Here is a 13,528-nt window from a genome sequence, read left to right as displayed (position 1 = left end):
CCGGCGCGGACCGGATCCGGGTTCTGGACCCGCCGTGGAAGTCCGGGGACTTACTTGGCGGTGCTGAAGTCGCGCTTTTCCTTGATCTTCGCGGCCTTACCGCGCAGTGCACGCATGTAGTAAAGCTTGGCGCGGCGGACGTCACCCTTGGTGACGACCTCGATCTTGTCGATGATCGGGGAGTGTACCGGGAAGGTACGCTCTACGCCGACACCGAAGGAAACCTTGCGGACCGTGAAGGTTTCGCGGATGCCGTCGCCCTGGCGGCCCAGGACGAAGCCCTGGAATACCTGGACACGGGAGTTCTTGCCTTCGATGATGTTCACGTGAACCTTGAGGGTGTCACCCGCGCGGAACTGGGGAACATCGGTGCGCAGCGACGCTGCGTCTACGGTATCGAGGATATGCATTGATCCACTCCTGGTGAACGCCACAGGTCATCCACTTTGGGTCACGGCGGCCAAGCCCGGGAACAGTCCCGGAAATCACTGCCGAAAATTTTCCGATCCGGCTCCGTCACTGATTGACGGGACCGGGGTGCCGGGCTGTTGGTGGCGCTCCCCCTGTGGCAGGTGCGCACCCAGCAGGCACAAGGACTAATTTTGCCACATTCGAAGGATTCCGGCGAATCCTTACCCGCCTGACGGCTTCGGCGGTTCCGCGAGGCGTCAGCCGTCCGCCGGCGCGCCGTTCCCGGGCTCCTCCGGGCGGAGCCGGAGACGACCGTCGACGACGTCGTACCCCAGGTCACCGAGCGCGGTGCGGTCCGCGCGGGGAAGATTGCCGGCGTCGAACTCTGCAAGCAGGTCGGGGCGGCGTTCGGCGGTCCGGCGGTACTGCTGGTGGCGGCGCCACTGGGCAATCTTGCCGTGGTTGCCGCTCAGCAGAACCGGGGGAACCTCGCGGTCACGCCAGGAGGACGGCTTGGTGTACACGGGGTACTCCAGCAGGCCGTCCGAGTGTGATTCCTCGACGAGGGACTCAGGATTGCCCACAACGCCCGGAAGGAGCCTGACGATGGCTTCCGTCATGGCGAGCACAGCCACCTCGCCGCCATTGAGGACGTAGTCGCCCAGGCTCATGGGCCGGACTGTGAAGTGCTCTTCCGCCCACTCGATGACCCGCTCGTCGATGCCCTCATACCGGCCGCAGGCAAAGACCAGCTGGTCTTCTTCGGCCAGTTCGTGCGCCAGCGCCTGGGTGAACCGTTCCCCTGCCGGGGAGGGGACGATCAGCACCGGCTTGCGGGCGGCGTCGCCGCCCCTGGCTCCGGCTACAGAACTGAGCGCCTGCGCCCATGGTTCCGCTTTCATCACCATGCCGGCTCCGCCGCCGTACGGAGTGTCGTCTACTGAGCGGTGCTTGTCAGTGGTGAACTCCCGGAGATCATGGACGTTCAAGTCCAGGATGCCGTCCTGGCGTGCCTTCCCGATCAGCGAAAGTTCCAGGGGCGCAAGGTACTCCGGGAAGATGCTGACGACGTCGATCCTCATTTAGGCGTTGTCTCCGGCCTGAGGCTTGCCCGGCTCCGCCTCGTCCGCTCCGGCCCCGCCGGCGCCCGGGGTTTCGCCGGAATCGTCAACGTTGATTTCGAACAGGCCGGGCGGCGGGGTGACCAGGATGTACTTCTCGCCGACATTAACCTCAGGCACGATTTCCTCGACGAAGGGAATCAGGATTTCCTTGCCGTCCGGCGCCTCCACCACAATGAGGTCCTGGACCGGAAGGGTACGGAGGCCGGAAATCCTGCCGACCACGGCGTCGCCGACGCGGACTTCGAGGCCGACGAGCTCGTGCTCGTACCAGCCTTCGTCGTCTTCCTCCTCGAGTTCCTCGGTCTCAATGAACAGTTTGGCACCGCGCAGGGCTTCGGCCTGGTTGCGCGTCTCGATGCCTTCGAAGCCCAGCAGCAGGATGTCCTTGTTCCAGCGGGCACTGTCAACGGTGAGCGGCCCCGCCGACGCGGGTTCAACCATGAACCGGGTGCCCGGAATGAATCGGTCCTCCGGCGCGTCGGTCAGGACCTGGACGGTCACTTCGCCGCGGATGCCGTGCGGTTTGCCGATTCGTGCCACCTGAAGCTGCATCTGTTCCTCTGTTCCGGGGTTCGTTCTGTTGTGGTTCTACTGCGGCCGAAAACAGTCCGGCCCCTCCACCATAATCTGGTGAAGGGGCCGGACTTGAGACAAGTATTGCGGGGCGTTTACCGGCGGCGGTCTGTGTCGACGACGTCGACCCTGACCTGCTCGCCGCCGGCCAGCGCCGCCACGACGGTGCGCAGTGCGCGTGCCGTGCGGCCCTGACGACCGATCACCCGTCCAAGGTCGTCCTGGTGAACCCGCACCTCGAGGGTGTCCCCGCGGCGGTTGTTCTTGGCACTGACCTTGACGTCCTCGGGACTGTCAACGATCCCGCGGACAAGGTGTTCGAGCGCTTCTGCCAGCAATTTACTCAGCCTCGGTGGTCTCTGCTTCAGCTTCGGTGGAAGCGTCGGCTGCCTCGTCCTTCTTGGCCTTCTTGGTGATGGCTTCCGGGATGATCACGGAACCCTTTTCCGGGGTAACGAAGGCAGCCTTGGGAGCCTTGGTCTTCAAGGTGCCCTCCTGGCCGGGGAGACCCTTGAACTTCTGCCAGTCACCGGTGATCTTGAGGATCGCAGCAACCTGCTCGGACGGCTGTGCGCCGACGCCGAGCCAGTACTGGGCACGGTCCGTGTCGACCTCGATGTATGAGGGCTCTTCGGTGGGGTGGTACTTGCCGATCTCTTCGATGGCACGGCCGTCACGCTTGGAGCGTGCGTCCATGACGACGATGCGGTAGTACGGTGCGCGCATCTTGCCAAAGCGCTTAAGGCGAATCTTTACGGCCACTTTTGTGGTCACTCCTGTTTCTGAAACGGGGTCGAGCCCGGCGTTCTGCACCCGTGGGGCGGGCCGTACTAGGGGGTTCTAAAAGGACAGGATCCGGACGCGGAGAGAGGGGCCACGCAGATCGAGTACCTGTTTATTGTGCCAGATCAGCGGCGGGATTTCGACTTGACACCCGGCGGGCCGTTCAGGACGACCACACGTACAGCCCGGTCCGCGCGTTCGGGTCCACGCTGCCGGCCATCTGCGCGAGCCGCTGGACATACCCGAGGGCCTCTTCGGAACCAAAAGGCATATCCTCCTCCGCCGCCCACCTGGCCGCCACGTCCTCCAGGACATTGCCCTCGCCTTCGGTCTCATAGCTGAGGAGTTCGGCGAGCGCACGCACCATGGCGGCCGGCACGCCCAGGAGCGAATCGCTGGCCACGTCCACCATGGCGAGCTCATAGTCCGCTCCTGACGCGTGGACCGCCGCTCCGGCGAGGTCGCCCAGCTGCTCAATCTCAAAATCGCTGATGTCCGTAATCCGAAGCGCGTCCGGAGCAGCGGGGCCTCCGCCGTCGAGTGCCGCCGCGCGCTTGAGCGCCTCGTCGTGGGTGGAAACAAAGATTTCGGTGAAACCCATGGAAATCATCCTCATTCCGTCGGCGGTGTCATGGTCCGGCAGGGCAGCTTCGCAGCCTCCACGGACTTCCGGCTTCAGCCTAGCCCAGAAGAACGCGCAGCTCGGCGCCGCCTCAGCGGACGGCGACGCGGATCCGGTTGCGCCACGGATCCTCAAACCGCAGCTCGGCTCCCGTATGGTGCGAAGCAACGCCGGCGACCCGCAAACGGTCGGCGAGCGCGCCGACGTCGTCCGTTCCCGGCACCTCGATCAGGACTTCACCCAGCCCCAGGGTGTCCCGGCGGGGCCCGGCGCCCCTGCTGTTCCAGACGTTCATGGCCATATGGTGGTGGTAGCCGCCGGCCGAGACGAACAGGGCCTGCCCGTGCCATCCGGCAGTCTTCTCGAAACCGAGGGTGCCCACGTAGAAGTCGTGCGCCGACTGGACATCACCCACTTGCAGGTGGACGTGCCCGACGCCGGCCGCGGCCTCGCGCTGCCCGCTCACCGCGTCCTCGCTTAGGAAGTCCTGGAGGAAGCGCTGCGGCGGCAGGGCAAGGCTGTCCATGACCACATTGGTTCCCTCCCAGGACCAGTCGCTGCGGGGACGGTCCCAGTACAGCTCGATGCCGTTCCCCTCGGGATCGTTGAAGTAGAAGGCCTCACTGACGAGGTGGTCTGCGCTTCCGGTGAACAGCCGCGGTTCATACCGGGCGGCAGAGGCCACCGTGGCAGCGAGCGACGACCGGTCCTCGAACAGCAGTGCCGTGTGGAACAGCCCCGCCTCGCCACGGGCCGGGAGGTTCAACCCGGGGGCCGCGGCCAGGTGGACCAGCAGTGCACCCCGGCGGCCGAGGTACACCCCGCCATCCTGCTCAGCCACGACGTCCAGCCCGAGCGCGCGCTGGTAATAGTCCGTCATCAGCTTCATGTCGCCCACCTTGAGCATCACCGTGCCCATGGTGAGATCGGCGGGCAACAGGTCCTTGCTGCTGGATTCCACGGTCATTCCAACTCCAAACTCTGGAAACTCGGCCGCCGGCGACCGGCGACGATTACATAGAGTAAATTACTTGAAGCTTCAATTTATTCCTAGCGGAGCTGCCGGCCCCGAAGAACGATGTGCTTGAGGTCCCGCAGTGTTGCCGGATTGAGCCTGGGGTCCAGTTCGCACAGCACGACGTCGGCGCTGGCACCTTCGGCGATGCCGTCGGCCCCCAGCCACTCACGCGCGGCCCAGGAAGCGGCGTCCAGGGCTGAGGCCGCCGGCAGGCCGGCGGCGTGGAGCGCCTGGATCTCGTCCACGATCCTGCCGTGGCTGATGACACTGCCCGCATCGGTCCCGGCGTAGATCGCCACGCCGGCTTCGAAGGCCTCGAGGATGCGCTCGTTCCGCCGTTCCCAGAGCCTTTGCATGTGCGCCCCGTACACCGGAAACTTCGCTTTCGCACGGGCCGCAATGTCGGGGAATGTCGCAATGTTGATCAGCGTGGGAACGATGGGGACGCGCTGGTCCACGAAACGGGGGATGTGGCGCGGCAGCAGGCCGGTTCCGTGTTCGATGCAGTCGATGCCGGCGTCGAGCATGTCATCCAGGGTGTCCTCCGCGAAACAGTGGGCGGTCACCCTGGCGCCTTCGTCGTGGGCTGCGCGGACAGCGTCCCGCACCACTGCGGCGCGGAACGACGGCGCCAGGTCGCCGGCGTCCCGGTCGATCCAGTCCCCTACGAGCTTGACCCAACCGTCACCCGCCAGCGCCTGCTTCCGCACGGCCTCGACCAGTCCGTCCGGCTCAACTTCGACGGCGAATCCCTGCAGGTAGCGGCGCGTCCTGGCGATGTGGCGGCCGGCGCGGATGATGCGCGGCAGCTCCGGCCGCTGCTGGAGCCAGCGGGTGTCGTGGACGGCGCCGGCATCCCGGACGAGCAGCGTACCGGCATTCCTGTCCGTGAGGGCCTGTTCCTCGGCCACGGAATCCGGAACGTCACCGGCTGGTCCCAGCCCGATGTGGCAATGCGCATCCACCAGGCCAGGCAGCACCCAGCCGTTCAACACCAGGTCAGGCGGAGCGGCCGGCCGTGTGAACGTCAGCCTGCCGTCCACAGCCCAGAGGCCCTGCCGTTCCCGGTCCGGGGCGGTGAGCACGGTTCCGCTGAATTCGATGACGCCACGCATGCTTCAAGCCTAGACCGGCCGGGCACCCTCCCCTGTTGTGACCTGCATGTGACATGGACCCGCCCCGGCCCTGTGGTAGCTTCGTCTACGACCACACGGGTGCCCTTGCAAGGGCTGAGATCGGGCTGACGCGGCCTGCGACCGTTGAACCTGTCCGGGTAATGCCGGCGAAGGAAGTGAGTATTCCGTGAATACACAAGAAACACAGCTGATCCGTGCCCAAAACAAGACCGCACCCGGCAATTCGGCACTTGCCGAAGCGCAGTCCCTGAAGTCCCACTCGCTGGCATTCATCGCCGATGAGGCCACCGGGATCCGGGTTCCGGTGACCGAAATCGCCCTTGAGGACTCACCGGGCGGGGCAGCCAACCCGCCGTTCCGCGTGTACCGGACTGCCGGGCCCGGCAGCGATCCCGTGGTGGGCCTGGAGCCTTTCAGAACCCGGTGGATCGAGTCGCGGGCAGACACCGAGCCCTATGGCGGAAGGGAACGGAACCTGCTCGATGACGGCAGGTCGGCAGTGCGCCGCGGCGCCGCGTCCGCGGAGTGGAAGGGCGCGCAGCCCGTGCCCCACCGCGCCGTCGAAGGCAGAACAGTCACGCAGATGCACTACGCCCGGCAGGGTGTGGTGACGCCCGAGATGCAGTTCGTTGCCCTCCGCGAAAACTGCGACGTGGAGCTGGTCCGCAGCGAAGTCGCTGCGGGCCGCGCCATCATCCCCAACAACATCAACCACCCGGAATCCGAGCCGATGATCATCGGCAAGGCCTTCCTGGTGAAGATCAACGCCAACATCGGCAACTCGGCCGTCACGAGCTCCATCGCGGAGGAGGTCGACAAGCTGCAATGGGCCACACAGTGGGGCGCCGACACCGTGATGGACCTGTCCACCGGCGACGACATCCACACCACCCGTGAGTGGATCATCCGCAACTCGCCAGTCCCGATCGGCACCGTTCCCATCTACCAGGCCCTGGAAAAGGTCAACGGCGAGGCCAACCAACTGACGTGGGAAATCTTCCGCGACACCGTGATCGAACAGTGCGAGCAGGGCGTGGACTACATGACCATCCACGCCGGGGTGCTGCTGCGGTATGTGCCGCTGACGGCCAACCGGGTCACCGGCATAGTCTCCCGCGGCGGCTCCATCATGGCCGGCTGGTGCCTTGCCCACCACCAGGAGAACTTCCTGTACACGCACTTCGACGAGCTGTGCGAAATTTTCGCCAAGTACGACGTCGCGTTCTCGCTGGGCGACGGGCTGCGGCCAGGTGCGACCGCGGACGCGAACGACGCCGCCCAGTTCGCCGAGCTGGATACCCTGGCCGAACTGACGCAGCGCGCCTGGGAGTTCGACGTGCAGGTGATGGTGGAAGGACCCGGCCACGTGCCTTTCCACCTGGTACGTGAAAACGTGGAACGCCAGCAGGAACTCTGCAAGGGAGCACCGTTCTACACGCTGGGGCCGCTGGTGACGGACATAGCCCCGGGCTACGACCACATCACGTCCGCCATCGGCGCCACGGAAATCGCCCGCTACGGCACGGCCATGCTCTGCTACGTCACGCCCAAGGAACACCTGGGGCTGCCCAACAAGGACGATGTCAAGACCGGCGTCATTACCTACAAGATTGCCGCCCACGCCGCCGACCTGGCCAAGGGCCACCCCGGCGCGCACGAACGCGACGACGCCCTGTCCAAGGCCCGGTTCGAATTCCGCTGGCGGGACCAGTTCGCCCTCTCACTGGACCCGGTCACCGCCGAATCCTTCCATGACGAGACCCTCCCCGCGGAACCGGCCAAGACCGCGCACTTCTGCTCCATGTGCGGGCCCAAGTTCTGCTCCATGCGCATCAGCCAGGACATCAGGGACGAGTACGGTTCCGCCGAAGCACAGTCGGCACTCGCCGAGATGGCGGCAGGCATGCGTGAAAAGAGCAACGAATTCCTGGCAGCCGGCGGCAAGGTTTACCTTCCCGAGCTGCAGCTTCCAAACCCGGAACAACCGGGCCGGCGCAGTGCAGCGACGGGCGACGCTACGACGCCTGTGAGTGCTGACGCCTGCTGACTTCTGCGATGAAGGACCGGATAACCCGGTCTCCCTCCACCGAATCCTGAGGCCGGTGTCCGCCCGCGGCAACGCGGTGCTGGGCACCGGTTTCACGCAGGTAGCCCGCAATCTCTTCGTAGAGCGGCTCCCAGCCGCCGGTCAGGACGAGCGTGGCGACACCCGGCACGATCTGCAGCGGCGCCTCCCACGGAGGCGCCTGTAACCGGAGCCGGCGGGCAGCGTTGAGTGCTTCCGGCGTGGCGGGGCCATCACTGTGCACGGAAAACGCCCGCCGGACAAACTCCCGCTGGAAGTCGTCGTCGCCGAGCTGGTGCCGCACGTCAAAAAGCGGCTGCATCAGTGCGCGGTGCGCAGCAGTGGCAGGCAGTTCAGCGGTCAGTGACAGGCAGGCGGGCTCCACGAGGGTGAGGGACTGCACCAGATCCGGGCGTTCCACGGCCGCCATCATAGCCGCAATGGCGCCCTGGGCATGCGCCACCACATGTCCGCCGGCAGCGCCCCGGCCCTCGTCCGCCAAGGCCCCCAGCACAATCCCGGCGTCCGTCTGGAAGTCCGATTCGACGGGCTCCGCAGACGCGTCAAAACCGTGGCGGCGCAGGAACAGTGCGTCGTAGGCCAAGGCCATGCCGTGTTGCTTGGGCCACGCGGCAGACCCGAAGGCTCCCGAACCGTGGACGAACACTACGCGCTGCTTAAACATGCCCCAACCCTATGGCAATGGCCGGACAATTCGGCCGGACGACATCGAACCTGCCGGCAGCCACGTTGACCGTACGTAAAACCGCGCCGCCAGTAACTACTTGCTCCCGCCGAGGAACTTGTCGAACCCCTTGGGCAGGTTGAGCTGCGACGGGTCGAAGTCCGCTCCCTGCTGACCGAAAGCCGCCCCGGTCGGAAGTGCCTTGCCGGCGCTGGCGCGCCGGGCCTCGGCGTCGCGGAGTTCCTGCGCTGCCTTGGCCGGGTTTCCGGACTTGGCCTTCTTCTTCGGCGCGTTCTTGGCGCCCTTGCGGGCTCCTCCGCCGCCCATGCCAGGCATTCCAGGCATGCCCGGCATTCCGCCGCCGGCTGCCATCTTCTTCATCATCTTCTGCGCCTGGGCAAACCGCTCCAGCAGGCCGTTGACGTCCGACACATGCATGCCCGAGCCCTTTGCGATGCGGGCCCGGCGTGAGCCGTTGATGATCTTGGGGGCAACGCGCTCATGCGGGGTCATGGAGCGGACGATCGCTTCGACGCGGTCGATTTCGCGTTCGTCAAACTGCTCGAGTTGCTGGCGGATGTTCTGCGCGCCCGGCATCATCATGAGCATTTTCTTCATAGAGCCCATGTTGCGGATCTGCTGCATCTGGGCCAGGAAGTCGTCCAGCGTGAAGTCTTCCTGGTCGGCGAACTTCTTCGCCATCCGGGCCGCTTCGTCCTTGTCCCAGGACTTTTCAGCCTGCTCGATCAGGGTGAGGACGTCGCCCATGTCGAGAATGCGGGACGCCATGCGGTCCGGGTGGAACAGCTCAAAGTCGTCCACGCCTTCGCCGGTGGAGGCGAACATGACGGGCTTGCCGGTGACCGACGCAACGGACAGCGCGGCACCGCCGCGGGCGTCGCCGTCGAGCTTGGAAAGTACGATGCCGGTGAAGTTGACGCCTTCATCGAAGGCAAGCGCCGTGTTGACGGCGTCCTGTCCGATCATCGAGTCAATGACGAAGAGCACTTCGTTGGGCACGATCGCCCGGCGGATCTGGCGCGCCTGCTCCATCATTTCGGCATCCACGCCAAGGCGCCCGGCGGTGTCCACAATGACGACGTCGTGAAGCTTCTGGCGCGCTTCTTCGACACCGGCCCGGGCAACTGCCACGGGGTCGCCGGCCGGGTGTTCCAGCTCCATGGAGGTGGCACCCGGGTGCGGGGCGAAGACGGGCACCCCGGCGCGCTGTCCGACAACCTGGAGCTGGTTGACAGCGTTGGGCCGCTGGAGGTCACAGGCCACGAGCATGGGGCTGTGGCCCTGGGACTTCAGCCATTTGGAGAGCTTGCCGGCGAGGGTGGTCTTGCCGGCACCCTGGAGGCCCGCGAGCATGATGATGGTGGGGCCGGTCTTGGCCAGGCGGATACGCCGGGTCTCGCCGCCCAGGATTTCGACGAGTTCCTCGTTGACGATCTTGACGATCTGCTGGCTGGGGTTCAAGGCACCGGACACCTCGGCGCCCAGGGCACGCTCGCGCACCCGGCCCGTGAACTCGCGGACCACGGGCACGGCAACGTCGGCGTCCAGGAGGGCCCGCCGGATCTCGCGGACCGTGGCGTCAACGTCCGCCTCGGTGAGGCGGCCCTTGCCGCGGAGATTCTTGAAGGTTGCTGTCAACCGGTCAGAGAGTGAATTGAACACGCGCCGTGCACTTCTTTCAGTGGATCTACAGCTGGCGGCCGGTGCGGCTCGCCAGAGTCGTGACTGTTGTTGGCCTGGACCAACTGCCTCGACAACGGGACTCGACTATCTAGGGTACCAAGACAGCCCTTTAAGATGGCATGCTGGCAGGATGGCCGCCCAAACCACTGTAAAAACATTGCTCATCCTCGGCGCGTCCGGGGACCTCACCGGCCGGCTGCTGCTGCCTGGACTCGCCCGCCTCGCTGCCCGGGGGCGTGCCGACGGGCTGACGCTAGTGGGTGCCGGCTCGGATCCCTGGACCCAGGAACAATGGCTGGAACGCGTCGAGACGTCCTTTGCCGATTCGAACTCCCAGGCAGATGCCGCCGGCAAGCGCGAGCTCAAACGCATTGCGGGATCAACGGCATACCACCAGCTTGACGTGACGGCGGGCGGCGAGCTGGCCTCCCTGCTTTCCGGCCTGGAAGCCCCGGTGGCCGTGTACTTCGCCCTGCCGCCGCACGTCAGCCAGAAGGCCTGCGAAGTGCTGGCCCCGGAGGAAGTACCCGCCGGCACCCGGCTGGTGATGGAAAAGCCCTTCGGATCCAGCGAGGATTCCGCCCGCCACCTCAACCAGACCCTCGCGGCGCTGGTCCCCGAAGACCACATCCACCGGGTGGACCACTTCCTGGGCAAGGCAACGGTACTCAACATCCTCGGCCTTCGCTTCGCGAACACCTTCCTGGAACCGATCTGGAACCGCGATTACATCGAAAAGGTGGAGGTCATCTTCGACGAGGACCTCGCCCTCGAAGGCCGTGCCCGCTACTACGACGCCGCCGGCGCGCTCAGGGACATGATCCAGAGCCACCTGCTGCAGATCATGGCGCTGATGGCCATCGAGCCGCCGGCTTCCGTTGACGAGCGAGACCTCCGGGACGCTGTGGCCACACTCCTTCGCGCCAGCAGAGTCAAGGCGCCCTACCGGTCAAGCACCCGGCGTGCCCGGTACACTGCCGGGTCCATCGACGGGCGGGAAGTGCCGGACTACGCCAGGGAAAAAGGCGTGGACGCGTCCAGGAACACCGAAACACTCGCGGAAGTGCAGGTTGACATCGACAACTGGCGCTGGGCGGGCGTGCCCTTCTTCCTCCGTTCAGGCAAGGCGCTCGGGGCAAAACGCAAGGAAGCCGTGATCACCTTCAAGCCGGTGCCCCACCTTCCCAAGGGATTCACCGGCGTCGATTCGCCGAATCAGCTCCGCATCGGGTTCGGGCCCGACACACTTCAGTTCGACGTCGACGTGAACGGCCCCGGCAATTTCCTCAGCCTTGACCGGGCCACCCTGAACGCCGAACTCAGCGCATCCGAGCTGCTCCCCTATGGCGAAGTACTCGAGGGAGTCCTCACCGGTGATCCGCTGCTGTCCGTACGGGCGGACACGGCAGAGGATTGCTGGCGGATCATTGAGCCGGTCATCAAAGCGTGGAGCCGCGGCAGTGTTCCGCTGGAGGAATACGCTGCAGGAACATCGGGGCCCGAAGGCTGGCCTGTCTAGGTCGTTTCGAATGCACAAAGCGGGCCGCTACCAGAAGGTAGCGGCCCGCTTCATGCGTTGTGCGTGGGCTAGATAGCGGCCGAGCCGCGTTCTCCCGTTCGTACTCTTACAGCTTCAAAAACGTCCACCGTCCAGACCTTGCCGTCGCCGGCACGCCCTGTGTTGGAGCTGGCGATGATGACATCCAGGATGTCGTCCGCCTGTTCGTCCGTGGCCAGGACCTCAACGCGGATCTTAGGAAGCAGGTCCACGTTGTACTCAGCCCCGCGGTATACCTCCGTATACCCGCGCTGCCTGCCGTATCCGCTGGCCGCGCTGACCGTGAGGCCCTGCACACCATAGGATTCGAGCCCCTCCCGGATGGAGTCTAGCTTTTCCGGCCGGACGATTGCTGTGATCAGTTTCATGCCCCCACACTTTCCTTACCTGTTGCTGCGTCAGTCTTCTTACCGTCTTCGGTTACCGGAGCGGACTCATCGCCCTGCTTGCCGGTAATCAGTTCATGCAGCGGCTGGAAGCTTCCGCCGTGGCCGCCGACACCGAACTCGTAGGCGGTTTCTGCGTGCAGGCTGAGGTCCACGCCCACAACTTCCTGCTCCTGTGAGACACGGAAGCCCATCGTCTTGTGGATGGCCAGTGCAATCACCGACGTCAGGATGGCCGAGTAGGCGATGGCGATTCCTGCCGCTGCGAGCTGGGCCCACAGCTGGGTCAGGCCGCCGCCGTAGAAGAGGCCGCCGCCGACGCCCTCAACCGGGAGGGCGATGAAGCCCAGGGCGACAGTGCCGATGATGCCCGATACAAGGTGGACGCCGACGACGTCCAGCGAGTCGTCGAAGCCCCAGCGGAACTTGAGGCCGACTGCCAGGGCGGAGGCCACACCGGCGACGACGCCCAGGCCAAGTGCACCGACCGGGCTGACATTGGCGCAGGCCGGGGTGATGGCGACCAGGCCGGCAACAACACCGGAAGCGGCACCAAGTGAGGTGGGGTGGCCGTCGCGGATGCGTTCGGTGACGAGCCAGCCGAGCATGGCAGCTGCCGGTGCGGCAAGGGTATTGACCCAGATGAGGCCGCCCTGTTCTGCCGTGGTTGCCGCGCCGCCGTTGAAGCCGAACCAGCCGAACCACAGGATGGCCGCGCCGAGCATCACGAACGGGATGTTGTGGGGACGGTGGTTCGGGTCCTTGCCGAAGCCCTTGCGGTTGCCGATGATCAGGACAAGGATCAGGGCTGCAACACCGGCGTTGATGTGGACTACCGTACCGCCGGCGAAGTCGATTGCCGGACCGAGAGCCTGGCCGACTGCGCCTTCAGGCCCGAAGAGGCCTCCGCCCCAGACCATGTAAGCGATCGGGCAGTAGACCAGCGTTACCCAGACAGGGACGAACACGGTCCATGCGCCGAACTTTGCGCGGTCCGCGATGGCGCCGCTGATCAGTGCCACCGTGATGATGGCGAACGTTGCTGCGTAGCCGACCTTGATAAGCCCGTCCGGAGTGGTGATGCCTTCAAGTCCGAACGTTGCGAACGGGTTGCCGACGATCTGCATGAAGCCTTCGCCGGAGCTCATCGATGCGCCCCACAGCACCCACACCACGCCAACCATGCCGATGGAGATGAAGCTCATCATCATCATGTTCAGCGCGGCCTTCGCACGTGTCATGCCGCCGTAGAAAAATGCCAGCCCTGGTGTCATGAACAGCACAAGTGCCGCCGCAACCATGAGCCATACGTGACCTGCGGTAAGTTCCATGGTGCACGTCCTCCCTTGCCTAGATGCTTAGTTGATCCTGCGGACTCGTCCGCTTGCCCAACGCCTTTTTGCGTTCTTAGACGATTTTTGCCGGGCAGTGTTTCGCCGGCGGAGGAATTAGATGTCCGGGTT

At 65.3% G+C, this 13,528-nt stretch carries 14 protein-coding genes and 1 riboswitch; of the genes, 2 read left to right on the top strand and 12 right to left on the bottom strand.

The window, feature by feature from the left end; translation table 11 throughout:
- Positions 1-50: 50 nt before the first annotated feature.
- The 8 genes from rplS to JOE31_RS10335 form a co-directional block, all read right to left on the bottom strand.
- Positions 51-410, bottom strand: coding sequence for a 50S ribosomal protein L19 (gene rplS / locus JOE31_RS10370; RefSeq protein WP_011692321.1), 360 nt, complete (start codon positions 408-410; stop codon positions 51-53).
- A 258-nt stretch (positions 411-668) separates the two neighbouring features.
- Positions 669-1,493 carry a tRNA (guanosine(37)-N1)-methyltransferase TrmD gene (gene trmD, locus JOE31_RS10365; protein WP_209743946.1) on the bottom strand — a complete coding sequence of 275 codons (825 nt, stop codon included), beginning with the start codon at positions 1,491-1,493 and terminating at the stop codon, positions 669-671.
- The gene (gene rimM, locus JOE31_RS10360; protein ID WP_209743943.1) at positions 1,494-2,087 is read right to left on the bottom strand and encodes a ribosome maturation factor RimM; all 594 of its coding nucleotides are present in this window, start codon (positions 2,085-2,087) and stop codon (positions 1,494-1,496) included.
- 116 nt (positions 2,088-2,203) lie between these two features.
- Complete coding sequence (locus JOE31_RS10355; protein ID WP_011692324.1) at positions 2,204-2,446, bottom strand: RNA-binding protein; 243 nt, start codon at positions 2,444-2,446, stop codon at positions 2,204-2,206.
- Position 2,447: 1 nt separating this feature from the next.
- Complete coding sequence (gene rpsP / locus JOE31_RS10350) at positions 2,448-2,870, bottom strand: 30S ribosomal protein S16 (RefSeq protein WP_043429855.1); 423 nt, start codon at positions 2,868-2,870, stop codon at positions 2,448-2,450.
- Positions 2,871-3,054: 184 nt separating this feature from the next.
- Positions 3,055-3,492 carry a hypothetical protein gene (locus JOE31_RS10345; RefSeq protein ID WP_209743942.1) on the bottom strand — a complete coding sequence of 146 codons (438 nt, stop codon included), beginning with the start codon at positions 3,490-3,492 and terminating at the stop codon, positions 3,055-3,057.
- A 112-nt stretch (positions 3,493-3,604) separates the two neighbouring features.
- Entirely contained in the window at positions 3,605-4,480 is an 876-nt protein-coding gene (locus JOE31_RS10340) for a VOC family protein (protein ID WP_209743939.1), read from the bottom strand.
- Positions 4,481-4,563: 83 nt separating this feature from the next.
- The gene (locus tag JOE31_RS10335; RefSeq protein WP_209743936.1) at positions 4,564-5,646 is read right to left on the bottom strand and encodes an amidohydrolase family protein; all 1,083 of its coding nucleotides are present in this window, start codon (positions 5,644-5,646) and stop codon (positions 4,564-4,566) included.
- 85 nt (positions 5,647-5,731) lie between these two features.
- Positions 5,732-5,839: riboswitch (TPP riboswitch) on the top strand.
- Between JOE31_RS10335 and thiC the strand changes: the two genes are divergently transcribed.
- On the top strand, positions 5,834-7,714 hold the full coding sequence (gene thiC, locus JOE31_RS10330) for a phosphomethylpyrimidine synthase ThiC (RefSeq protein WP_209743934.1): 1,881 nt from the start codon (positions 5,834-5,836) through the stop codon (positions 7,712-7,714). (Overlaps the previous riboswitch by 6 nt.)
- Here the strand turns inward: thiC and JOE31_RS10325 are convergent.
- Together JOE31_RS10325 and ffh are read right to left on the bottom strand one after the other, a co-directional pair.
- Complete coding sequence (locus JOE31_RS10325; RefSeq protein ID WP_209743931.1) at positions 7,683-8,417, bottom strand: alpha/beta fold hydrolase; 735 nt, start codon at positions 8,415-8,417, stop codon at positions 7,683-7,685. The two genes, thiC and JOE31_RS10325, sit on opposite strands and share 32 nt — an antisense overlap.
- A gap of 96 nt (positions 8,418-8,513) precedes the next feature.
- Entirely contained in the window at positions 8,514-10,100 is a 1,587-nt protein-coding gene (ffh, locus tag JOE31_RS10320; RefSeq protein ID WP_209743928.1) for a signal recognition particle protein, read from the bottom strand.
- A 151-nt stretch (positions 10,101-10,251) separates the two neighbouring features.
- Between ffh and JOE31_RS10315 the strand changes: the two genes are divergently transcribed.
- Complete coding sequence (locus JOE31_RS10315) at positions 10,252-11,640, top strand: glucose-6-phosphate dehydrogenase (protein ID WP_209743926.1); 1,389 nt, start codon at positions 10,252-10,254, stop codon at positions 11,638-11,640.
- 68 nt (positions 11,641-11,708) lie between these two features.
- Here the strand turns inward: JOE31_RS10315 and JOE31_RS10310 are convergent, their stop codons facing one another.
- Both JOE31_RS10310 and JOE31_RS10305 read right to left on the bottom strand, forming a co-directional pair.
- Entirely contained in the window at positions 11,709-12,047 is a 339-nt protein-coding gene (locus JOE31_RS10310; protein WP_011692333.1) for a P-II family nitrogen regulator, read from the bottom strand.
- Positions 12,044-13,396, bottom strand: a complete 1,353-nt coding sequence (locus JOE31_RS10305; RefSeq protein WP_209743922.1) for an ammonium transporter — start codon at positions 13,394-13,396, stop codon at positions 12,044-12,046. The genes JOE31_RS10310 and JOE31_RS10305 overlap by 4 nt, the downstream gene beginning before the upstream one ends.
- Positions 13,397-13,528: the final 132 nt, after the last annotated feature.

This window comes from Arthrobacter sp. PvP023 (genome assembly GCF_017832975.1).
In the GTDB taxonomy this organism is placed as follows: domain Bacteria; phylum Actinomycetota; class Actinomycetes; order Actinomycetales; family Micrococcaceae; genus Arthrobacter.
Note: the sequence above shows the minus strand (reverse complement) of the source record. Positions and strands in the feature narration are given on the sequence as shown.

What these genes read in the sequence shown, in the direction of transcription:
- JOE31_RS10305 (WP_209743922.1), bottom strand. Translation starts at nt 13,396, where the DNA reads ATGGAACTTACCGCAGGTCACGTATGGCTCATGGTTGCGGCGGCACTT.
- JOE31_RS10325 (WP_209743931.1), bottom strand. Translation starts at nt 8,417, where the DNA reads ATGTTTAAGCAGCGCGTAGTGTTCGTCCACGGTTCGGGAGCCTTCGGG.
- JOE31_RS10340 (WP_209743939.1), bottom strand. Translation starts at nt 4,480, where the DNA reads ATGACCGTGGAATCCAGCAGCAAGGACCTGTTGCCCGCCGATCTCACC.
- trmD (WP_209743946.1), bottom strand. Translation starts at nt 1,493, where the DNA reads ATGAGGATCGACGTCGTCAGCATCTTCCCGGAGTACCTTGCGCCCCTG.
- JOE31_RS10315 (WP_209743926.1), top strand. Translation starts at nt 10,252, where the DNA reads ATGGCCGCCCAAACCACTGTAAAAACATTGCTCATCCTCGGCGCGTCC.
- JOE31_RS10310 (WP_011692333.1), bottom strand. Translation starts at nt 12,047, where the DNA reads ATGAAACTGATCACAGCAATCGTCCGGCCGGAAAAGCTAGACTCCATC.
- JOE31_RS10335 (WP_209743936.1), bottom strand. Translation starts at nt 5,646, where the DNA reads ATGCGTGGCGTCATCGAATTCAGCGGAACCGTGCTCACCGCCCCGGAC.
- rimM (WP_209743943.1), bottom strand. Translation starts at nt 2,087, where the DNA reads ATGCAGCTTCAGGTGGCACGAATCGGCAAACCGCACGGCATCCGCGGC.
- rplS (WP_011692321.1), bottom strand. Translation starts at nt 410, where the DNA reads ATGCATATCCTCGATACCGTAGACGCAGCGTCGCTGCGCACCGATGTT.
- JOE31_RS10345 (WP_209743942.1), bottom strand. Translation starts at nt 3,492, where the DNA reads ATGGGTTTCACCGAAATCTTTGTTTCCACCCACGACGAGGCGCTCAAG.